General features: G+C 47.8%; 21 protein-coding genes. 7 read left to right on the plus strand and 14 right to left on the minus strand.

What is annotated here, in order from left to right:
• Positions 1-114: 114 nt before the first annotated feature.
• The 3 genes from NK662_RS04590 to NK662_RS04600 form a co-directional block, all read right to left on the minus strand.
• Positions 115-840 (minus strand): hypothetical protein, encoded by a 726-nt coding sequence (locus tag NK662_RS04590; RefSeq protein ID WP_254757729.1) that lies wholly within the window; start codon positions 838-840, stop codon positions 115-117.
• A gap of 59 nt (positions 841-899) precedes the next feature.
• Positions 900-1730, minus strand: a complete 831-nt coding sequence (locus NK662_RS04595; RefSeq protein WP_254757730.1) for an N-acetylmuramoyl-L-alanine amidase family protein — start codon at positions 1728-1730, stop codon at positions 900-902.
• 96 nt (positions 1731-1826) lie between these two features.
• The gene (locus tag NK662_RS04600; protein ID WP_254757731.1) at positions 1827-2252 is read right to left on the minus strand and encodes a Rossmann-fold NAD(P)-binding domain-containing protein; all 426 of its coding nucleotides are present in this window, start codon (positions 2250-2252) and stop codon (positions 1827-1829) included.
• A gap of 375 nt (positions 2253-2627) precedes the next feature.
• Between NK662_RS04600 and NK662_RS04605 the strand changes: the two genes are divergently transcribed.
• Genes NK662_RS04605 through NK662_RS04620 form a run of 4 tightly spaced genes read left to right on the plus strand, consistent with a single transcriptional unit; the run spans position 2628 to position 7081 of the window.
• Positions 2628-4355, plus strand: coding sequence for a polysaccharide deacetylase family protein (locus tag NK662_RS04605; protein WP_254757732.1), 1728 nt, complete (start codon positions 2628-2630; stop codon positions 4353-4355).
• On the plus strand, positions 4348-5616 hold the full coding sequence (locus tag NK662_RS04610; RefSeq protein WP_254757733.1) for a glycosyltransferase family 2 protein: 1269 nt from the start codon (positions 4348-4350) through the stop codon (positions 5614-5616). Before NK662_RS04605 ends, NK662_RS04610 begins: the two co-directional genes overlap by 8 nt.
• Positions 5617-5621: 5 nt before the next feature.
• The gene (locus NK662_RS04615; RefSeq protein ID WP_254757734.1) at positions 5622-6713 is read left to right on the plus strand and encodes a glycosyl hydrolase family 8; all 1092 of its coding nucleotides are present in this window, start codon (positions 5622-5624) and stop codon (positions 6711-6713) included.
• A 53-nt stretch (positions 6714-6766) separates the two neighbouring features.
• Entirely contained in the window at positions 6767-7081 is a 315-nt protein-coding gene (locus NK662_RS04620; RefSeq protein ID WP_254757735.1) for a hypothetical protein, read from the plus strand.
• A 169-nt stretch (positions 7082-7250) separates the two neighbouring features.
• Here NK662_RS04620 and NK662_RS04625 read toward each other — a convergent pair whose 3' ends face one another.
• The 6 genes from NK662_RS04625 to NK662_RS04650 all read right to left on the minus strand — a co-directional run bounded on the left by NK662_RS04625 (position 7251) and on the right by NK662_RS04650 (position 13517).
• A complete protein-coding gene (locus tag NK662_RS04625; RefSeq protein ID WP_254757736.1) occupies positions 7251-7943 on the minus strand; it encodes a DNA alkylation repair protein in 693 nt (230 codons plus the stop codon).
• 304 nt (positions 7944-8247) lie between these two features.
• The gene (locus tag NK662_RS04630) at positions 8248-10212 is read right to left on the minus strand and encodes a S9 family peptidase (protein ID WP_254757737.1); all 1965 of its coding nucleotides are present in this window, start codon (positions 10210-10212) and stop codon (positions 8248-8250) included.
• Between the two features lie 11 nt (positions 10213-10223).
• Positions 10224-10670 carry an Lrp/AsnC family transcriptional regulator gene (locus tag NK662_RS04635; RefSeq protein WP_254757738.1) on the minus strand — a complete coding sequence of 149 codons (447 nt, stop codon included), beginning with the start codon at positions 10668-10670 and terminating at the stop codon, positions 10224-10226.
• 268 nt (positions 10671-10938) lie between these two features.
• The gene (locus NK662_RS04640) at positions 10939-12132 is read right to left on the minus strand and encodes a COG4705 family protein (protein ID WP_254757739.1); all 1194 of its coding nucleotides are present in this window, start codon (positions 12130-12132) and stop codon (positions 10939-10941) included.
• A gap of 177 nt (positions 12133-12309) precedes the next feature.
• Complete coding sequence (locus NK662_RS04645) at positions 12310-12954, minus strand: PspA/IM30 family protein (protein WP_254757740.1); 645 nt, start codon at positions 12952-12954, stop codon at positions 12310-12312.
• Positions 12954-13517 carry a hypothetical protein gene (locus tag NK662_RS04650; RefSeq protein ID WP_254757741.1) on the minus strand — a complete coding sequence of 188 codons (564 nt, stop codon included), beginning with the start codon at positions 13515-13517 and terminating at the stop codon, positions 12954-12956. Before NK662_RS04650 ends, NK662_RS04645 begins: the two co-directional genes overlap by 1 nt.
• 286 nt (positions 13518-13803) lie before the next feature.
• On the opposite strand from NK662_RS04650, the gene NK662_RS04655 reads away from it, so the two are divergent.
• The 3 genes from NK662_RS04655 to NK662_RS04665 all read left to right on the plus strand — a co-directional run bounded on the left by NK662_RS04655 (position 13804) and on the right by NK662_RS04665 (position 14833).
• Positions 13804-14022 (plus strand): hypothetical protein, encoded by a 219-nt coding sequence (locus NK662_RS04655; RefSeq protein WP_254757742.1) that lies wholly within the window; start codon positions 13804-13806, stop codon positions 14020-14022.
• Positions 14023-14303: 281 nt separating this feature from the next.
• Complete coding sequence (locus NK662_RS04660) at positions 14304-14534, plus strand: hypothetical protein (protein WP_254757743.1); 231 nt, start codon at positions 14304-14306, stop codon at positions 14532-14534.
• 32 nt (positions 14535-14566) lie between these two features.
• Positions 14567-14833, plus strand: coding sequence for a hypothetical protein (locus tag NK662_RS04665; protein WP_254757744.1), 267 nt, complete (start codon positions 14567-14569; stop codon positions 14831-14833).
• Between the two features lie 174 nt (positions 14834-15007).
• On the opposite strand, the gene galU is transcribed toward NK662_RS04665, so the two are convergent.
• From galU to NK662_RS04690, 5 genes are all read right to left on the minus strand, one after another.
• A complete protein-coding gene (gene galU / locus NK662_RS04670; RefSeq protein WP_254757745.1) occupies positions 15008-15892 on the minus strand; it encodes a UTP--glucose-1-phosphate uridylyltransferase GalU in 885 nt (294 codons plus the stop codon).
• Between the two features lie 64 nt (positions 15893-15956).
• On the minus strand, positions 15957-17009 hold the full coding sequence (locus tag NK662_RS04675) for a GDP-mannose 4,6-dehydratase (RefSeq protein WP_254757746.1): 1053 nt from the start codon (positions 17007-17009) through the stop codon (positions 15957-15959).
• Complete coding sequence (locus NK662_RS04680) at positions 16984-18360, minus strand: UDP-glucose dehydrogenase family protein (RefSeq protein WP_254757747.1); 1377 nt, start codon at positions 18358-18360, stop codon at positions 16984-16986. Before NK662_RS04680 ends, NK662_RS04675 begins: the two co-directional genes overlap by 26 nt.
• Positions 18361-18457: 97 nt before the next feature.
• A complete protein-coding gene (locus NK662_RS04685) occupies positions 18458-19930 on the minus strand; it encodes a lipopolysaccharide biosynthesis protein (RefSeq protein WP_254757748.1) in 1473 nt (490 codons plus the stop codon).
• A gap of 105 nt (positions 19931-20035) precedes the next feature.
• Positions 20036-21016: an ATP-grasp fold amidoligase family protein gene (locus NK662_RS04690; RefSeq protein WP_254757749.1), complete on the minus strand. Its 981-nt coding sequence runs from the start codon at positions 21014-21016 to the stop codon at positions 20036-20038.
• Between the last annotated feature and the right edge of the window lie 110 nt (positions 21017-21126).

Consider the following 21126-nt stretch of genomic DNA (forward strand, 5'->3'; position numbering starts at 1 on the left):
AGCCGCTGGAATCCTGCAAAAATCCTGTCGAACCCCGCTTAATCAAACGTTTGATTAAAGTCAACCGCCGCCGGATGCTGGCGAAAAAGGCAGAGGACTGTTGCATCCTCTGCCTTACATGAGCATCAATAATACCGTATAGCCTGCCAGGCCAATGCTGAACGCGCCAAAGCTGCTTTCCTTCTCCTCCGGCAGCTCCTCCTTCAGCACATTCAGAATGATGCTGCCGGCCAGAAAGGCGACCAGAACAGAAATGAAGAAGCTGTTCACCTTCATCGCCGCGCCGGTGCCCCAGCCAATGAGGATAGCCGCAGCCAGCAGCACCCGGCCGTACTTATCGTACACATCCCTATGGTCCCGCCGCATGCTTTGATCAATTGTGATAAAGTGAATGCTTAACGCCAGAAAATAGAAGAACATGCCCCAGCCATTCCCCGATTCCTCACGAATGAGCAGATAGCCGATCAGCGCGTTATATAAGAAGAACGACGCCATATGCAGCCAAAATACACCTTGTGAAGCTTTTTTGTCAGCCTGCTGCTTCTTCGATTTTTTCACCAGCCGTTCCAAGCCGTAGTACATCGCCAGGCCAAGCAGCGCCAGCAGATAGATGTGGTTTTCCACATACTCGCCGATTCCACGGTTCAGCACCCGTTCAATATCCTGCTGGTGATGGCTCAAATCCGGCAGCAGATGCATGAACACATAGGATACAGCCACCCCGCCGGCTGCCGACAGAAACCAGCTGCGCGGCGCATCCTTCACAAACCGCATATACTTGGAGCAAAGGTGAATGAGGGCAAATCCCACTGCAAACAGAAGACTCAGCCAAAATGTCATGCCGCTTCCTCCCTTCTCCTGACAGTATGGGCAGGAGAGCCGCATGACAAACAGCCGGCTTATTTGCCGGCTGCGTAGGCCACGATGCCATCTGCGAGATTGCCCATCAATGCACGCAAATAAGTCGGGTCGGACATCTTTCGGTCTTCCTCCGGATTGCTCATGTACCCCATCTCTACCAGGGTGGAGGGCACCTTCGACCAGTTAAAACCGGAAAGGTCATCCCGGTAGCGAATGCCGAGTACAGAAACCGCACTGTTTTTCTTGACCTCACTCAAGATGAGCTGGGAAGCCCGCAGGCTGTCCTCATAAATGGCCTTCGTGTACGGATTCTGATTAGAAGGCGTAAGGACTGACAGCCCCTTCGTCCCTTGGCTTTCGCTGCTGTCAGCATGAATGCGGATCAATAGATCGGCATGCTGCTGATTGGCCATCTCCGCCCGCTGCCGGTTGCTCAAGTCCACATCGTGGGTGGTTCTCGTCATCATCACCTGAAAGCCCTTTTGCTCCAGCAGTTCCTTCAAAATGAGGGATGCCTCCAGCGCCAGCACATACTCCGGCTTCTTCGTCGCAACTCCGGTGGCGCCGCCTGTCACCTTCATCTTTGTTTCTGCCGCCCCAGGGCCGACCGGCTCCTGTCCCGTATTTGCTTTCCGCTGGTGTCCGGGATCAATATACACCAGAAACTTCTTCGGAGGAACCGGCGGCTTCTCCGGCTTTGCCGGCGGCTGCACGGCCACAGGCTTTTGCGGCTCCGGGTCGGCAACCACGGCCTGCGGCTTCCCCTTCTCCTTCACTTCCTCTGTCTGCTGCTTGCCGGAACAGCCGCCGCAGATCAGCAGCGTCAGCATGAGCAAAAGCAAGCCCGGTTTTCTTATGAAATGAATCATTCTCCTGCCACCTCCCTGCCTGTATTATAACAAAAGCAGGGAGTCTCTGTTTCCGTTCCTCTTAAGAAAAGCCGGCACATATTCTTTTTAAAGAATTTAAACCTGCAAAATCCTGCCCTCTCCCTGCAGCAAACGCTCCACCAGCAGCACGCACTGCGCCAGCTGTCCGGATATACTCTGCCGGAACCCCTGCAGCAGCTGCTCCACAGCTCTCTCCTCCTGCGGCTGCACCTTGGCAGAAAAGATGAAATGTGGAATCCGGTACTCCCGCATCTTTTCCAGCACCAGCCGTACACTTCGGGTCAGCCGCTCCGATGCGGCTGTATAGATGACTGCGTCCACACTGTAGCGCGAGAACACCCGGTCCAAGTCCGCTTCACTTTCAGGCTGCCCTTTTTCAAATACAGCCCGCCACGGAATGCCCGCCTGCTCCTGCTGCAGCACCACCACTCTGTGCTGCCAGAGCAGCTTCTCCGCCAACAGGTCTGCTGCCTCACCGCTTCCTCCAATGATGAGAATCATATATATTCCTCCACATATACGTAGTCCAGCTTTAACACAGGAAAATTATAGCGGATTCTATCATGGGATGATAGCCCTTCCCCCTCCTTTTTTGTGAATGATTCAAATATTGCATAACCATTTCCCCAATCCAGCAAAACCTCTATTGAAAACAGCCATAAAGAAGGAACCAAATGTGAATTTTCCTTATAACTGCCGCATATGCAGCATTTTAATTCCCAACTGCACTTATATAACATAGTTCCTAAGGGCAATTTGGCGCTTTCACTAGGATATTTTAATATTATACATTGTTTTACATCCTTTACACTGTATGTTACGATATATAAAAGTTCTCTACAAAGAACATAATATTACGTGAAAAGGATGTGTCATATGAAGAGATGGGTTCTTGTATTGGCCAGCCTGCTGCTTTGGCTGCAGACTGCTGCCCTTTCACAGGCTGCCCCGGTTTCCAGTCCAGCTCCAAAGGTTCTGATTCTGTATAGTGCAGAGACAGAAGCCCAGATGACTGAAGTACGGATTTTGGACTCCATTCTTGGGCATTTCACCAAAGACATTACAGTTACGGACGAAACACAATTTCAACAGGCAAAGGCTGGCGCATACACCCATGTGTTTTATATGGGGCTGCGCAAGGATGAGCTGTCTGAGGAAACCATTGCGTACCTGGATTCCTTCCCTGGCGTATTGTTCTTTATTGGATACAACACAGAGCAGCTGCCGACGCGTTACTCCTTTGTGGCTGTCGGCGGGGATGTGAATGCAACCAGCGCCTCTTATCCGGCAAAAGGGTGGAACTGGGAAATTATGAACGAAGGCGGAAAGGCCAGTACATATTCTCTGTTCAGTACAACCATCGACCCGGCTGCCACTGTGATTTTGCAGGCGGACAGTCCGGGGGAGGCTGGCAAGCCGCTGCTGGTGCAAAAGGAACAGAGCTATTATATGGCATCTGTGCATTTGGACGGCGCGAACGGGCAGCTCCTTGGGGAAGCACTCTTTCCCGTCTTCGGCAAGGTGCCTGCCAAGGGGCACAGCGCCTACCTGCGCCTGGAAGATGTCAGGCCCGGCTCAGATCCGAAGGTGCTTCGCGACATTGCCGATTATCTGAAGGAGCAGAACATCCCTTACCTGGTCAGCCTGATCCCGGTGAATGCCGATACGGGCCAGCATCTTTCTGATGTGCCGAGGCTGGTGGAGGTGCTCCGCTATATGCAGGAGCATGGCGGCTCCATCGTGCAGCACGGCTACACCCACCAATACCATGCGGATGAAAAAACGGGTGAGGGCTATGAGTTCTGGGATTACAAACACGGCTCGCCCATCTTTCAGGAAGAGAGCAAGAACACCCCGCTGAAGCAGAAGGAGTCGTTCGCGGATACTGCCGCGTACAACCAGTATGTGCAGAGGGGACAGGCCTTTGAAGAGGCCTACACGAAGGAACGGGTGGAAAAAGGCATCCGTGAGCTCGTGGCGTCCGGCATCTATCCGCTCGCTTTCGAGGCGCCACACTATGCAATGTCCCAAAGAGGCTATCAGGTTGTATCCCAGTATTTCTCCACCTATGCGGGACAGGTGCAAATCAGCAATGAAGATGCAGAAAGCAGCTATGCGCCTTCCTTTGCGACGTCCCCATCCTTCCTGCACGGCATGCAGCTGCTGCCGGAAACCATCGGCTTCTATGATACAGAGCTGACGGCAAAGGGCATTGATCCAATTCCCCGTATGATTGCGGAGGCAAAGCGGCAAATCCAGCTTTCCGACGGCTACGTGGGTGCCTTCTATCACCCAAACCTTGGACTGGAGAAGCTTCTTGTTCTTGTGAAAGAACTGAAGAAGCTGCCTGGCTTGAACTGGGTTGACCTGAAGAAGCAGCAGAATTCTGTTAAAGCCTCCGGCATTGAGGTGCAAAGCGGAAAGGATGGCATCCAATCCAAAGAGGACAACCTGTTCTTAAAGGAGAAGATTAAATATGGCCTATTTGAAGTACAATCCATTTTTTCAAAGCTGATTATCACGGTTGCCGGGGCGGCTGTTCTCCTCTTTGCCGCAAGCCTTGGTTACATATCCTGGAAAAAGCGAGGTAGTGCACATGGGTGAGACATTGTTTCTCTCTTCCTTCTATATTATTTGGTTTATTCTACTGTACTATATCTTTCTCATGCAGGGCGGCTTCTTGCATTCTCTGCATTATAGAAAGATAGAGAAGACATGGAAGACCCTGCGAAACGAAGATATGCCAAAGGTGAGTGTGCTGATCCCGGCACACAATGAGGAGGTTGTCATCCGGCAAACGCTGACAGCCATGGCGAACCTGATCTATCCAAAGGACAAGCTGGAGGTCATTGTCATCAATGATAATTCCTCAGATCGCACCGGCGAAATTTGCAGGGAGTTTTCGGAGAAGTATGCCTTCATTACATGCGTAGCAACCAAGCCGCCCTTTGCCGGACGCGGAAAATCCAGCGCGCTGAACCAAGGATTGGCGGCATCCTCCGGTGAAATCATTGTGATTTATGACGCGGATAACGAGCCGGAGCCGCCTGCGGTATACCGTCTTGCGATGGCCCTGATTCATGACCAAAAGGCGGCCGCGGTTGTCGGAAAATTCCGTGTAATCAATGCTGCCCGCAATCTGCTGACCCGATTCATCAACATTGAAACCATCTGCTTTCAGTGGATGGCACAGGGCGGCCGCTGGCATTGGCTGAAGCTGTGCACCATCCCGGGCACAAACTTTGCCATTCGCCGCAGTGTGCTGGAGGAGCTTGGCGGATGGGACGTGGACGCATTGTCTGAGGATACGGAGCTCAGCCTCCGTGTATACGACCTTGGCTATCATATCCGCTTCTATCCCGGTGCCGTGACATGGGAGCAGGAGCCGGAAAGCTTTCGGGTCTGGTGGAAGCAGCGTACACGCTGGGCGCGCGGAAATTTGTATGTGCTGACAAAGTATATGATGAACTTCCGGTCCGTCAAGCGGAAGCGCCTGTACTTTGACCTGTTCTATTTCTTCTTTACCTATTTCATTTTCCTGGCCGGCATCCTGCTCTCGCACGGCATTTTCCTCTATGGGCTGTTCTTTGGCATCCAGCTGCCGGGCTCAGATATTACGATGCTGTTCATGGCATTGGCTTACCTGTTGTTTGTCAGCGAATCAGCTCTTACTGTTGCCATTGAAGCCAAACAGCTGACGCTGAAAAACTTCCTGACCATTTTAATGATGTACTTCACCTATTCGCAAATCTGGATTGGCCTTGTGATGTACGCAATGTATCTGGAAATTAAGCGTATCCTGTTCAAGCAGGAAATCAAGTGGTATAAAACAAGCCGCTTCCAGCAGCAATCCAAGGATGCCTGATGTGGATGAGGCGCTTTTTCATCCCGATCCTCCTGATTCTGGCCCTTGCATCGGCTTGGATTTGGCAGCAGCTGCAGAACCAAGCCAGCCGGCCTCCTGCTTCCCCATCCCTGCCCGTCACCAATCCGACGGAGCGATTCATCCTGCAGAAGCTGCAGAATCCAAATGGAACACTGGCCACCTACGTGAAGCCCCGGACAGAGACGGATTCGGACCTGGCCGCCGGGCGTGACGCACTGTCGGAATCCTCCGGGCTTTGGCTGCTGTATCAGCTTGAAAAAGGGGATGCAGCAGCGTTTGACCAGCACTGGAAAATCGTCCAGCAATACTTTCTGATGAAGGACGGCCTGTTGCTGTGGAAGGTGGACCAGGATGGAACTCCCGGCACACAGGTGAATGCGCTCATTGATGACTGGAGAATTGCCGAAGCGCTGTATGGGGCTTCCGTGAAGTTCAAGAACCCGGCCTACAAGGAGGACGCCAACCGGATTTGCCGGGCCGTACAGCGCTATAACCGCGCCGGCTCCTTCTATGTGGATTTCTATGACAGCATAAGCCAGACCCAGGAGGAATCACTGACCGTTTCCTACATCAATCCTGCCGCCATCCGGCTGGCCGAGGACAATGGGGCTATCCCGGGCGGCTCTTATCAGGAGGCTGTTGATTTCCTGAAGAATTTGCCAACTCGTGGCTGGGCTTTTCCCATCCGCTATACGAAGGGGAGCTTTTCCTATGACCAGGATATCAATCTCATTGACCAATCCTACGTCGCCTATCATCGGATACTGGCAGGAATTCCGTCCCCAGAGTACCTGCAATTCCTGAAGGAAAAGCTGCAGCCGAACGGGCGGCTGTACGGACACTATGCACTGGGGACAGGCAAGCCCTCTGTAAACTATGAGTCTGCCGCGCTGTACGCGCTCACCATTTTGTTTCTGCTGGAATCTGATGAGCCGGACCTTGCCGGGAAGCTGTACAAGAGAATGCAGCAGCTGCGCGATTCCCAGACTGGTGCCTACGGCTATGATAATGGCAACACCCACATTTTTGACAATCTACTCCCGCTGCTGGCCCAGCAGCAGATAGAGCCCTCTTAAACGGTTTTCCGCCTTTTAAGAGGGTCATATCCCAAAACTTAAGGAGGGTCTCTATGAAAAAATTATTCCTGCTGTTTACCATTCTGCTCCTGTGGCTTCAAGTGCCGCACCCCCAAGCCGCTGCCGCCCCCAAAGCAAAAGTGCCTCTTCTGCATCAAAGCCAGCCCGCCGGCGCAGCCGACCTCTCCCTTCCCCGTCAAAATCCTCCCGGTACAGACTCAAACAATCTGCTTCAATCCATCATCCCCAAGCTGCACTCCCTCAGCACAAGCACCATCATTCTCATCGCAAGCCTAGCCGTACTCGGATTTACGGCCAATATTGCCTTTCTGCTTTGGAGAAGCCGGCGGAGCACAAAGAGGGAATAGCAGCGCAGCGGCCTTCTGTTCAGGAGAACCCGCACGTAAGTCCTGAATGCGAACGACTGATGGCCTCTCTTGCAACCGAGTTATCATCATAGATACCAAACCTTCAATCGCTTTCTACGAATACAGGGAACCTCCATCTATGGGGGCTCCCCCTTCCTTTTTAACAACATTATATCAGTATGTCTTTGAAATGCTTTAACGCTTCTCGCTTACTCAGTGGTTTCAATTGATGGTTGGCAACAAAAGATATGACGTTTTCAGGGCGCGTTTTGGCATATTCCCGCAATATCCAGCCAATCGCCTTTTGTACAAAAAATTCATCGCTATTTGCCCGTCTTATAATATATCGGAATAGGCGTTCTTCATCTGTTTCACTTTTAAAATAGAGCTGATACAAGATCGCTGACCGCTGTAACCAGATATTTTCATCATCAATCCATTTATCAGCAAACGACAGAACGAGCTCCCTATTATTTGAAAACATATAACCTATAATATGAGGGGAAAGCACATCAACCGTATCCCACCACGATTTTTTTAAGATTAAATCTGACAGCCATGGCATATCAGCAGTGGTTAATTCCTTTTTTGTTTTCGCTAGGATATCAAGGGCCGCTTTTTGATATTCACGTTCTGGAAGATCCCAGAGCATATAGATGACATCATGCAGTTCTTCTTTTCTTGGCAGCCCATTTTCTTTGATAAATTGATTGGTTAACCTTCGACGTTCCGGTGTTCGAATCCCTAAAAAGCTGAATTGGTTTCTCACATAATTCTTAGACCATTGAGCATATGCTTCATCAGCGTATTGTGAATATAAATGAATCATTTCTTGAACGTATGACCGAACTGAATGAGCCACTACTAAACATCACCTTTCATCTCGTTGCTTCATCATTTCAACCACAAAGGGAGCATGGCGCTCCCTGCTCTTTCCTTATGGTTCAGGGAATAAGGAGGTTAAGCGGACCAAGGGGCTGTCTTCTCATAATATAGCCATTTTCAGCAAAGAAGCTTCAATATCTCGTATTGCCCAGGTTCAGAAACAGGACGATTGCGGAAAGATGTATGCAAAGAATGCCTCATATAAAAAGTCCGTTTTCCTCGTACGTGAAGAGGAAAACGGACTTTTTCATGTGCCATGAATCATGGACAAACAAGTTTCTTCATTGTATATACGTGTCAAACCAATCAACAATATAGTCCAAACGGCTCTTGCGCAGGCTTGGCCGGCCGCTGCGGGACAGCTCGTGGTTCTCCTCCGGGAAACGGATGAATGTCGTTTCCTTGCCAAGGCGCTTCAGCGCAATGAACAGCTGCTCCCCCTGCTCAATCGGGCAGCGGTAATCCTTCTCGCTGTGCAAAATCAACAGCGGTGTCTCCACCTGCTTCACATAGGCAAGCGGCGAATGCTTCCACAGCGTGTCCACATCACCGAGGTCAGCCGCAACCTGCCATTCGGTGAAGTAATAGCCGATGTCACTGACACCATAAAAGCTGATCCAGTTGGAAATGGAACGCTGCGTGACTGCGGCCTTGAAGCGGTTTGTATGGCCGACAATCCAGTTTGTCAGAAATCCGCCGTAGCTTCCGCCCGTGACGGCAAGGCGTGCTTCGTCAATGAAATCGTAGTTGGCAAGCACATGGTCCACCGCCAGCATCACATCCTCATAATCGCCGCCGCCATAGTCGCCGCGCACCGCATCGACAAAGGCCTGGCCGTAGCCATGGCTTCCTCTTGGATTCACGTACAGGACTGCATAGCCCTTCCCTGCCAGAATCTGAAACTCGTTCATATACGTGTTGCCGTACATCGCGTGCGGGCCGCCGTGAATTTCCAGCACAAGCGGATACTTCTTGCCTTCCTCGAAACCGGCGGGCTTCATCAGCCAGCCCTGCACCTCCCAGCCCTTGGCCCCGGCATAGGTGAAGGCTTCCGGCTTCGACAGTGCAAAATCCTCGTTCGCCGCAGTCAGCTTGGCTGACAGACATTCATCACCCAAGGACAGCAGGTACAAATCGCCGATTTCCGTCGGTGTGCTGATGGCTGCCACTGCTGTTTGTGACGCGGAATGGATGGAGAGTCCGTAGAAATGCTGCTCCCCTGTATACATCGGTTGGATGTCCCCGTTCAGGCCTACCGTATACAGATTGGTGCTGCCCTGCTCGGTCACCAGGCAATAGAGACTGCTGTCATCCGCCCAAGTGATGGCAGGAGCTGCTGCCCCCTGCTGGAAATCACCGATCATCAAGTCTCCCACCGGCACATCCCATGATGCGGTATGGCAGCATAACGTGCCGGCTGCCGTGTCATACAGCCAAAGCTTGGGCAGCGTTGCATTTTCATACGTCCGCTCATGACCGGTCATGGCCACGTATGTGCCATCTGGCGACCACACCGCATGCTCGAAATACCCGCGGCCCCCTGTCACAGACTGCAGCTCCTTACTGGCAACGTCCAAAAGCAGCACATCCTGATGGAACGACAAATCCTGGTCTTCGCTGATGTTGGCCCCCACCGCCAGCTGTGCGCCATCCGGCGACCAGCTGTACAGCCGCACATCATAGCGGGCATCCGTCAGCTGCGTCAGCGTTCCGTTTGCCACGTCCACCATCGCAGCCTGCGCATAATTTCCGTTCCAGAAGCCTGCGGCATCCGACTTGTACTTCATCTGGGTGACTTCAAGCGGAACAGGCTGATCCGCCTGTTTCTCTTCCTTGTCAGCCACCGTGCTTCCCGGCGGCAGTGACGTGGTGAAGGCGAGCTTCGTTCCATCCGGCGACCAGACCGGATTGCTTGCACCGCCCGGCAGGAAGGTCAGCTGTCTCGCTTCCCCGCCGTTCACACGCAGCACATACAGCTGATTCTTCCCGCTGCGATTGGAAACGAAGGCGACGCTGCTTCCATCCGGTGACCAGCGCGGTGTATGGTTGTTCCCCGTTCCAAATGTCCATTGCACGGACTCATCACTGTCCAGCTCCTGAAAAAACAGGTGGGACGTATACGCATCTGCCTCCCGGTCAATAGTTGTCACCACATACACAAACGAATGTCCATCCGGCGAAAGCTGCGGGTTCGCCACTGACTTCAGCCTGTATAAATCCTCAGCTTGTACCACTCGCATTCCCATTCCCCCTTCTATTAAAAATAGTCGTATGTATTCTTGTAGACATCGAGCTGGATAATCGTGTTGACCTCCGTAATACACGGAATGTCGTTGATCCGGTACAGCACGCTCGTAATATCCTCCTGCCCCGGAACCGCAATCTGCACAAGAAGCGAATACGGGCCGGTAATCATGGTAATATAGCGGACCTCCCGGATTTCCTTCAGCGCGGCAATGGCCTGATGAATGGCCCGCGATGTGACCTTCAGCTGAATAATGGCACCGGACTTGATGCCGAGCGCCGTCGGATTCACCACCCCGACAACCTCCATCACCCCATGATCGATCAGATTCTTATAGCGCAGCCGGACGGTTTTCTCCGTCACATCCAGCTGGGACGCAATTTCGGTGAAGGACATTCTCCCATCCTTCGAAAGACATTTCATAATGCCGCGGTCCAGATTATCAATTTCGTACCCCAAGTAGATTCCTCATTTCGCCCTGATTCTGCCTATCTATTCCCGAAAACCATACCAAACTCTGGATTGATCCATTATTTACACAATCCATCTTCCAATTCACTTCCTAAATCAGGAATGTAAACACATTATAGGGTGACAGCTTCCATAAAGCAACTCTTTTACCTTTCTATTCAGAATATTTTTAACAAAGAGGGTACAATGCTCCAAGTTGATTGCCCCCACAAACGAACATACCGCTTGAGGATCGGCCCCAAGCGGTACATGGTTGCTACTGATTCACTTTTTTCAAGGTGTTCAGAGAATCGTTCAGGGCACTTTTGCATTTGCCGGCATCCGGATTAGAGGAGCGAACAGTTGCCAGAACGCTGTCAATGGTTCCGTCAATTTTTGTCCAGGATGCGCTGTCGATTTTCCGAAGCTTCGGCTCGGCTGTATCCCATTCCTGCTCCAAGGTGTCTGCTTGCTTCTTCGCGGCATTGAAGTGATTGGTGTTTACGTTGTTCAGCATATCCTGTTCAAGCTGAATGAAGCTTGTCAATTGGCCGGACAAGGTGGCTTGAGAAGAATCCGTTTTTGCGGCAATAGACGCGCTCCGCCACATATAGCCGCCAATTCCCGCCACCAGGAACAGGCACAGTACAGCGATGGTCTGTGTGGAAGCACGATTCCTGCCGGGGACTTCTGCCTCTTCCCTTTTAGCTGTGAGATCCACCTTGGTGACAGCCAGAAACACAACAATGGCCAAGATGGCAACCAGGAAAATAAGGCTGGTAATCGTAGTGCCAAGGCCTAAGCCGCCGTTATTCTTCGGCTGGGACAAGTAATCCCCCAACGATGCTCCGAGCGGGCGGGTGAGAATATAAGCAACCCAGAATGCCAGGATGCTGTCCAGCTTCAGGAGCTTCCATGCCAGAAATACGCAGGCTATGATGACGGCAACCATAATCCCTGTGTTCAGATAGCCAAGGCCCAGCTGTTCGGAATATAAATCACCCACTGCCGTCCCAAGCGCGAAGGTGAACAGAATGGTCAGCCAATAGTAGGTCTCCCGCTTTCTCGTATAAATCGAGTGGATGGAAAGCGTTTTTTCATTGCGGTACCACAGCATAAACGTAAGCGCCAACAGCAAGGAAAAGACCAACGTACTGAGCTCCAGCGGAACTCCTAAAGCATCCGTCAAATTATCTGTTACCAGCGTGCCGAATACGCTGATCAGCACAACCGTGGTCCAGTAAATGCCCGGTTTATAGCTTGCCGCTTGAAATTGCAGATACAGTACAACAAAAAAGGCAACTCCCATAATGACCGTCGTGAGAGTCAGGCCAAATCCCAGATTGAAATTGAGAAAATCAGCAAATGTCTCACCGACCGTTGTACACAGTACCTTAATTATCCAAAAGAACATCGTGACCTCTGGCACCTTACTCAGCAAAGCCCGGTGTTCACTCTGCTTCTCTGACATACTCTGCTCCTCCTTCGCATCATTTCATTTCCATTCTTTCCTGCAAGACGAATAACTATTTACTGCGGCTCACTCAGGAGGCGGCAGCAAATGCATGAAAGGAGAATGGGATGACCGACCATTCCAGCCAAAAAAACACTCTCCCGCCAGGGGAAGGCGAGAGAGCTTCTACATCTATTACTTTGCTTTCAGCTGCTCCAGCTGCTTCTGCACCTCTTCTTGCAGCTCTACGTGCTGTACAGGTGTGCCGAGAGCAGAGAAGTACTCACTGGCAGCCGCTTGGGCTTCCAGCTTCTGCACATAGGCTTCCACACGGGCAAAGCCTTTGACTGCGTTTTCTGCGTGGAAGGAAGTAAGCAGCTCACGGTTCTGCTGCTGAGTCTTCGCCGCATGTAAGCGGGATACCAGCACCAGATTCTTGAATTGCAGCTCCTGGTATTTCTCCTGCAGCTGGTCGATTTGCTGATGCAAAGCGGCCGTCTGCTGCTTGGTTTGCTCGTAGCTTGTGCGGTACAGAGACAGCTTGTTCTCCGCCACAAGCTTCTCCTGCAACGCCAGCTTCGCCATCTGATCCTCACCACGGGATACCGCCAGCTCCGCCTGACGTGCCCGCTTCACCACCACGCCTTCCGCTTCCGCAATCAGCGTTTCATACTTCTTTTCCAAGTACAGCTGCTGCGCCAAAGCCTGCCGCGCCTGCTCCACCTGCTGCTCCGTCTCGCGCAGATATTGCTTCAGCATGCTGACTGGATTCTCCAGCTTATCCAATGTTTCATGCACATCAGCGCTTACGATTCGTTTCACCCGATTCCAAATGCCCATCATTTCTCCTCCTTACGAATGTTTTGTTCCCATTGATCCAACAGCGCAGCATTCTGGCTGCTGATTTCAGGGAAATCATGAGCTCCAAAGCTCTCCGGCACAAGCTCATCCTGCTGCTTGACTCTCTTATAGAGCCACACTGCACCAGCCACAAGCGCGATCACCGGCAGCAATGGCAGCGCGCCAAGCGCTACAAGCGCCAGACCTGTCCATCTCTTCGCCTTGCTTCCCTCCGACTTTCTCAACACAAGCCAGCCAGCAATGAGAAGCAGCAGCTCTGCACCGAAAGCAACCGGCATGCCGTCCCACTCTTCCTCATGCTCCTTGCCTTCTCCGTGACGGCCTCTTTCCTTCTCGCCGCCCCATGACTGCTCCTGCTTGACACGGGAGAACTGCTTCTCACCCTGATGGAACTGAGCCACAGCCACCTGCCGCTTCTCATGCTTCCCGCCTTCCATGCTGAGCGCATGCATGCCAACGAACAGGGCACCTGCCAGCACCGGGATGAGCAGAAGCCATGCCAGCCAACGGAATCGGCTTTTCTTCTTGCTTTTCTCCTTCATCTTGCCACCTCCTTACTCTATGCCCAGTATAGAGCGCTTGGGTGGGAGGAACATGAAGGCTTGATGATGAGAGCATAAGAATGAAATAAGAAGACTCTCATTTTTGCGGCGTGCCCTTGCCATAGCACAAGCACCGGAGCGCAAAACTTCTTTTCCACCCTTTCATTTCTGCACTTTCCCCAGGGGATATGGAGAATTTCACAGGACACCATCCGCAGCTTCCCTCTTTGCTGCGAGGATTGGAATGGATTACAGTAGGCTTATACCATTCAGAGGGGGAACCAGGTTGAACAGACGGCTCTTTCAAGTGACATTTACCCTAAAAGAAAACAACCTCCAGCAGGTGGTGGCCGCCCGGAACCAAGAGGAGGTTCTCGCCTTTGTGGAACAAATGATGCGCGCAAATCCTGACGGACACTTGAGAATTGGCGGCGTATCCATTTCCATCCCGTCCATCCAATACATCAAGGTCCATGCCCTCCGGGAGTCCCTGATGCAGCACTAAGTCTCTCCAGAAACGAAAAAATCAGCATAGACCTGCCTATGCTGATTTTTTCGTTTCTTCCCCATCACTTTCAATCTGGTCTAGATACTGCTGACAGCTCTGCGGCAGGATTACAAGGAAACGACTACATTCGTTTGTTTCCCTCATGATATAGATTGCTCTTACTCTGAAACAATGGGCTCGACGTGGAATTTTTTTCTTATAATCATGCTTTTTTCCCTTGAAATTAATTAATTAAATTATTAGAATAAACTTATATTAAAAAGAAAGGAGGACGTACCTTGAGACAGCTATTTCTAGTAACATTCACGCTGAAAAATGGATCGCTCCAACAGATTATCGCCAGCAAAAGTGAAAAGGAGCTTTCCAGAGATATCGAGCGGATCATGAACAAGCCCCCCGATGATCTGATTCAGATTGGGGAGATCGATGTTCCATTGAGGCTGGTCAAATTTGTGGCCATTGATCCCTTCCGTGCAGCGGCAGCGGAAGTGACAGACCACTTGCACTAATATACAGCAGCCCATACAGAGGAGGAGAAGTTATGGAAAAGAAATTATTTGGTGTACAGTTTATCTTTTCGGCTGGATATGTAGAGGTCATTCGAAGCGGGAAAAATGAGCAGGAGGTTATAAATCAGGCAGAAAAGGAAGTGCTGACCTCACCTGGTTCCGCACTCAACGTCGGTGAAAACATCTTCTCGCTAAGAACCCTATTGGCCATAAAAGCGGAGGAGTTAACGGCGGATTCCAACATGATCAAGGTAGTCAGCGGCGCAATCAAGGCCATGGTGGCTAAGTCGCAACCTTAAGGGTTGCCGGCACCAAAAGCACTTACATAACAAAGAAGCGGGCATCTGCACATGGCAGACACCCGCTTCTTTGTTGTAAAACACTTCTCTTGTTTATTAAGTAGAATATAATCTTTGTCTTATATCTACAGGAGTAAACTATGTCTATAGGAATATAACACTCATACTACTGTCTTACTTTGCAGTCAACAAGCATTCATCCACTTTCTGCTTCATAAAGTCCAACAACAACCCTCGTAAGTCCTCTCGCTGTAAGGCCATCTCAATTGTTGTCTCAATAAAGCCGAATTTTTCTCCAACGTCATACCGTTTGCCCTCGAAATCATAAGCAAACACACGTTGAATTTCATTTAAATGCTGAATGGCATCCGTTAATTGAATTTCCCCGCCCGCACCAATCTCCTGCTGCTCCAAGAACATGAAAATTTCCGGGGTTAAAATATAGCGTCCCATAATTGCCAGATTGGAAGGTGCTGTGCCTTGCTGCGGCTTCTCAACAAAGTTACGAACCTGATAGCGGCGTCCTTGGCTATTTATAGGGTCAATGATGCCATACCTATGAGTTACCTCCTGCGGCACAGTTTGTACACCAATCACGGAAGATAACGTCTTCTCATATTCATCCATTAACTGACGTAAGCATGGCTTTTCTGCTTGTACAATATCATCTCCAAGCAGAACGGCAAACGGCTCATTTCCAATAAACTTACGTGCGCACCATACCGCATGGCCGAGTCCTCTTGGCTCCTTCTGACGAATATAATGGATATCCACCATTTTAGAAGAAGCTTGAACCTGCTCCAGCAGTTCAAATTTCTTCTTCTCCAAGAGGTTTTGCTCTAATTCAAATGCATGATCAAAATGATCTTCAATAGAGCGTTTGCCTTTTCCGGTTACAATAATAATGTCTTCGATTCCAGACTCCACTGCCTCTTCAATGATGTATTGAATTGTAGGCTTATCTACAATTGGCAGCATTTCCTTTGGCATTGCTTTGGTTGCTGGAAGAAAACGTGTGCCAAGCCCGGCTGCCGGGATAATTGCCTTTTTGACTTTCACTTCCCTAGTCTCCTCTCTAATTAAAAACAGCAGGACATCTCATTCCTGCTGTTTTGTACAATATTTATATTTGAACTTCTTGTGCTTTCGGCTTGCCTACCTTGTAATATTCTACATACCAGTCAGCAAATCTCTGCAGACCCTCTTCAATTGGTGTTTCTGGCTTAAAGTCTACAGCCTTTTGTAATGCGTCCGTAGATGCATAGGTTGCTGGAACATCCCCTGGTTTAATGGGTTCAAATACCTTATGGAATACAACCTCTTCAGCAGTTGCCTTACTTAGGCATTTCTCCAAAGTCTCGATAAAGAACATCAGCTTCTCCGGATTGTTATTTCCAATGTTATACACCTTATGAGGAACAGCCTCTACAGGAGCATTGCTAAGCAATCGCTCAATGCCTGTCACAATATCATCGATATATGTAAAATCCCGATACAAGTCATTCTCAAAGTCACCATTATTAAAAATTTTAATTGGCTTATCATTGAAGTAGCTGTCAGTGAATCCAAAGTACGCCATATCCGGACGTCCCATAGGACCATATACCGTAAAGAATCTAAGTCCTGTAGCCGGGATCTTATAGAGATGGCTATAAGTGAAAGCCATGAGCTCATTTGATTTCTTCGTAGATGCGTATAGAGACACCGGTGTATCCACGAAATCAGTCTCTTCAAACGGAACCTTTTTATTTGCTCCATAGACAGAACTGGAGGAAGCATACACGAGATGATCTACTGGATAATGTCTGCACGCCTCCAATATATTATAAAAACCAATAATATTGCTTTGAATGTAAACATCCGGATTCTCAATTGAGTATCTAACCCCAGCTTGAGCTGCCAGGTTCACAACAATATTAGGTCTGTATTCCTCGAAAAGCTTTGTAATGACCAGCTTATCAGCAATATCTCCCTTGATAAAGGTGAAGCCTTCATAGGGATACAGCTTTTCCAGACGGGCGTGTTTTAGGTTTACATCGTAATAATCATTCACATTGTCAATGCCAATGACGCGGCATCCTTGGTCCAACAGCTTCTTAGATAAATAGTAGCCAATAAAGCCTGCTGCTCCAGTAACAAGATATACCCTCTTAGAGTCCAATGGTTTGTAGCTCATGATGCTTTTGCCCCTTTCCTTGTCCTCTGTTGCTTTGCTTTCTGCCAATGGAATGGTACTCTACCCCAGCTTCTTCCATCTCCTGAACACTATAGATATTTCTTCCGTCATACACAAGCGGTGTCATCATCAGCTTCTCATAGGCTTCAGGTGTAATCGCCTTTACCTCTCCCCATTCTGTGAAGATGAAGCATACATTTGCACCTTCCAATGCCTGCTCTACATTGGATACATAAGTGATACTTCCTCTGCCATGCTTACCTTCCGGATGCACCTTTGCAAAGTTATTCGCCCCAACAGGATCGTAAGCATAAATGTCCGCACCTTGTTCAAGCAACAAAGGCACATTTTCAAGGGAGGCCGCTTCACGCAGGTCATCTGTTCCTGGCTTAAATGTCAATCCAAGCACAGCTACCTTCAGACCACTGAATGTAATTAGCCTCTTGCTGGCCTTCTTGTACAGCATGGTCTTTTGCTCCTTATTTACATCAATGGCAGCCTTTACTGTTTTCAGCTCATATCCTTGCTGCTTGGCAATATACTCCAACGCCTTTGTATCCTTAGGGAAGCAGGAGCCGCCAAAGCCGATACCAGCATTCAAGAACTTGCTGCCGATGCGGGCATCAAAGCTCATCCCACGGGCTACATCCTGAATGTCTGCGCCTACAAGCTCACAGAGATTTGCAATATCATTCATATAAGAGATTTTTAGTGCCAAGAAGTCATTGGAAGCATACTTAATCATCTCAGCAGAGCGTCTATTTACAGAAACAATTGGTAAATGGAACGGCTCATAGATGCCCATTAATACCTCTTCCGCCCACTTGCTTTCTGTGCCAATTACGATTCGTTCTGCATGCAATGTATCATGCACAGCAGAACCTTGTGCCAAGAATTCAGGATTGGATGCAACCTCTACCCGCACATCATGAACCAGGAAATCCTGAATGAACTGCTCCACCTTATCATTTGTCCCTACTGGAACTGTGGATTTTACGACAACCAGGCAATCCTTTTCAACAGATTCCGCAATTTGTCTTGCAACAGTCGCAATATAAGAAAGGTTTGCAGAACCATCCGGCTGTTCTGGAGTGCCTACGCCGATGAAGATTGCATCTGCATCCTTGTATGCTACCTGATAATCTGTTGTGTAATTAATTCTTCCAACTGCGTAGTTTTTACGCATGAGTTCTTCTAGATTTTCCTCATAAATTGGAGAAACTCCGGATTTCATTAACTCTACCTTGCTCTCATCGATATCCACGCAAGTTACTTGATGGCCAACTTCAGCGAAACACACGCCTGCGACCAGACCGACATATCCTGTTCCTGCTACGGCTATTTTATACATTTTGACAACTCCTTTTTCTGACTCTATAGTTACCTGCCACTTGATATACGCTTCTATTTATTAGGCATAGAAACATACCTTCCACATAGTAGAACTATCAGGCACGATAGACTTGCTTTCTAGAAAGCACTCTATTGGAAAGGGACCTTACTTCTTGACGGATGCCTGAAAACAAGAGAACAATCCCAAAATAGAACATTACACAAAGGAGAATTGATCCCAAATTCCAAGCTAAACCCTCATTCATCTGTCTTAAAAAATAACCAAATCCTCCCGTTAAAGCTGCCGAAATGGCAAGTGGCGTTATATTTCTAACTGTTTGCATCATAGGTATACCTATCACAAACCTCATTAAGAAGAAATGTACCAGGACAAACTGCAGCCTAATTAATGACCTTGCATATACTAACACTAAAAATCCATATTTAGACGAAATTAGGCAGGTTGGTACTAACACTATCAAATGAAGCATTTGTGCTAAAAATGACAATTTGGGTTTTCCCTTTGCTCGATAGACCTCACTACTAAAATTACCAAGTACAATCATTATCGAGCTTGTTAGAGCCCAAATCCCAACTACTTTGCTCGCTTCCCCCCACTTATTCCCCAATAAAATGGATGTTGCTAAATCACTGTACAGGAAAACTCCTATACCTATTGGAAAGACAAACAGTGCTACTAGCCTCTGTACTTTGAAATAGGTTCTATTAAACATTTCATTGTTATCCTGAAGCCTTGATAATGCTGAAAAGAGGATTGGCACAACTGATGCTGTGATCAAGGACATAAGTGCATTTACCATTGTGGTAGATGTCTTATATATACCTAAATGGTAATTACTCAGGACGTTGGCTATAATAAAAGCATCAATCCATACTGTTAGCCATATAGAAATTGCTTCAATCAGAGACCATATACTAAAAGAAAACATTTCTTTTAAAATTTTAATATTATAATAAAAATTCGGTTTCCACTTTGATTTTATTGTTAGAACTATGGCATTGGACAAATACATAAGAATGTTCCCAATCACTAATGCCCAGTAACTTAATCCAAGCATTGCAAGTGGGATTGTCACAATAAACGGGATGCCAGTGGAAACCATTCTAACAATAAAGAGTGTTTTAAAATCAAAGTCTCTTCTGTAAAGTGCCATCTGTATACTTGAAAACGCTGTAAGTGGCAATTGGAAGCAAGCAACCGCTACAACATTCCCCATGCCTGGGTTGCCCACCAATACAGCAATGGGTTCCCTTGCTATCACAATCACTATCCAAAATATGATAGACATCATAAGGTTTGTTAGGAAAGCAACATTTGCACTCTTATGCTTTTCATCATCACTTTTAAACTCACGCTGTACAAGATACTTTTGGAAACCTGCATCAGTAAACATTTCCACGAAACTAGTGATCATAGTGATTGTTGCTATGACACCAAAAGCCTCAGGTGCAAGTATTCTAGCTAAAATCATATTAGTAAGAGGACTAATAATCTTTGAAGCTACTTGGGTAATGGTTGACCATTTAGCTGCAGTAATGACCTTGCCTTGAAAACTGTTTTCTGTCACCTCTACTTGCTCCTTCTTATCTAATGGGTTTAAGATCTATCCACATAGATTCCAATTAATTCTTTATAGGTTAAGTGTAATTTCTACTCTATTTAAGAGTTCTTTCTACTTATCGGGAAGATCTATTAGACTCCCGAAAACTTCATCATATTTATCAGGATAAAATTTTTCGAGTCCATTAAAATGATAAAAAGTAAGTTCCCCAAAATAAATCTTTCCATTAATATCATAGAAATCCACACGCACATGCGGAATCCCTTTAGATAATATTTTTGCTAATCTTATCATTTCATTGAAGCCTGGAGGCCTATTAATTGTTTTCTCACTGTTTTGATAGTGCTGCCAAAAAGGCAGGTGTTTAAATTCCATATCAAAAAAATCAAATCTAGTATCCACACCTCTGTCAGTTGCAATGTATAAGAACTTTGGTTCTCCATTAAAGCAGAAAAACTTATAATCCTTTAGTTCAGTTCCAGACTCGTCCACCATATATTTCTCAACTATAATTTGTGGCTCTATATCCTTATATGGCCACTCTCTACCATAGTAGTAATAATTTCGGTTTAAACTCTTATTAATTTTTCTCCTTGCAACTTCTATATCCAACTTAGATTTGTCTTTACAAATCACAAGCCCTCCCGAGTCATGCGTACATTTCATTACAAACTGTGAAGGTAAACTATCAAAGTCAATTTCTTCAAAACTTCGATATTTTCCTAATAAAGGAATTAAGTACTCCTCTCCAATACAATTAGATATATATTTTCTTACCTTATATTTATCAACTAACTCTACGTATAGAGGATTTCTATCATGTAATTTAAGCCATTGTAATTTCTCATTAAAGGTTTTAGGATTTGTAAGATTTAATTTCCTTTCCATTCTTGCACGAAATATTAGCTTTAGGTACATCTTATCGGGAATCCACTTTAAAAGTCCTTTAGATGATAGGTGTGGAATTATTGAATAGGGATTACTTAGAAACTTATTGACCTTCGCACTTCTATCCATATTCTCATCTTCCTCTACAATTATTATTATACTAGCGCTAAAATCTGTAAAATTGAACTCATCTACCTCCCTCACATTCCCAATTCCAGGTAGGAATATGAGGGAGGTACTATAGAATTCTTATACCATATTTGAAATGTAACCGTTCTCCTGTATCAGAATTGGTATGTAAATGAATATGATCT

This window comes from Ectobacillus ponti (genome assembly GCF_024294785.1).
GTDB lineage: Bacteria > Bacillota > Bacilli > Bacillales > Bacillaceae_G > Ectobacillus > Ectobacillus ponti.

Coding starts and splice junctions, on each gene's coding strand:
- NK662_RS04595 (WP_254757730.1), bottom strand. CDS start 1,730: ATGATTCATTTCATAAGAAAACCGGGCTTGCTTTTGCTCATGCTGACG.
- NK662_RS04680 (WP_254757747.1), bottom strand. CDS start 18,360: ATGTATAAAATAGCCGTAGCAGGAACAGGATATGTCGGTCTGGTCGCA.
- NK662_RS04605 (WP_254757732.1), top strand. CDS start 2,628: ATGAAGAGATGGGTTCTTGTATTGGCCAGCCTGCTGCTTTGGCTGCAG.
- NK662_RS04665 (WP_254757744.1), top strand. CDS start 14,567: ATGGAAAAGAAATTATTTGGTGTACAGTTTATCTTTTCGGCTGGATAT.
- NK662_RS04645 (WP_254757740.1), bottom strand. CDS start 12,954: ATGGGCATTTGGAATCGGGTGAAACGAATCGTAAGCGCTGATGTGCAT.
- NK662_RS04615 (WP_254757734.1), top strand. CDS start 5,622: ATGAGGCGCTTTTTCATCCCGATCCTCCTGATTCTGGCCCTTGCATCG.
- NK662_RS04675 (WP_254757746.1), bottom strand. CDS start 17,009: ATGAGCTACAAACCATTGGACTCTAAGAGGGTATATCTTGTTACTGGA.
- NK662_RS04640 (WP_254757739.1), bottom strand. CDS start 12,132: ATGTCAGAGAAGCAGAGTGAACACCGGGCTTTGCTGAGTAAGGTGCCA.
- NK662_RS04600 (WP_254757731.1), bottom strand. CDS start 2,252: ATGATTCTCATCATTGGAGGAAGCGGTGAGGCAGCAGACCTGTTGGCG.
- NK662_RS04630 (WP_254757737.1), bottom strand. CDS start 10,212: ATGGGAATGCGAGTGGTACAAGCTGAGGATTTATACAGGCTGAAGTCA.
- NK662_RS04610 (WP_254757733.1), top strand. CDS start 4,348: ATGGGTGAGACATTGTTTCTCTCTTCCTTCTATATTATTTGGTTTATT.
- NK662_RS04650 (WP_254757741.1), bottom strand. CDS start 13,517: ATGAAGGAGAAAAGCAAGAAGAAAAGCCGATTCCGTTGGCTGGCATGG.
- NK662_RS04620 (WP_254757735.1), top strand. CDS start 6,767: ATGAAAAAATTATTCCTGCTGTTTACCATTCTGCTCCTGTGGCTTCAA.
- NK662_RS04590 (WP_254757729.1), bottom strand. CDS start 840: ATGACATTTTGGCTGAGTCTTCTGTTTGCAGTGGGATTTGCCCTCATT.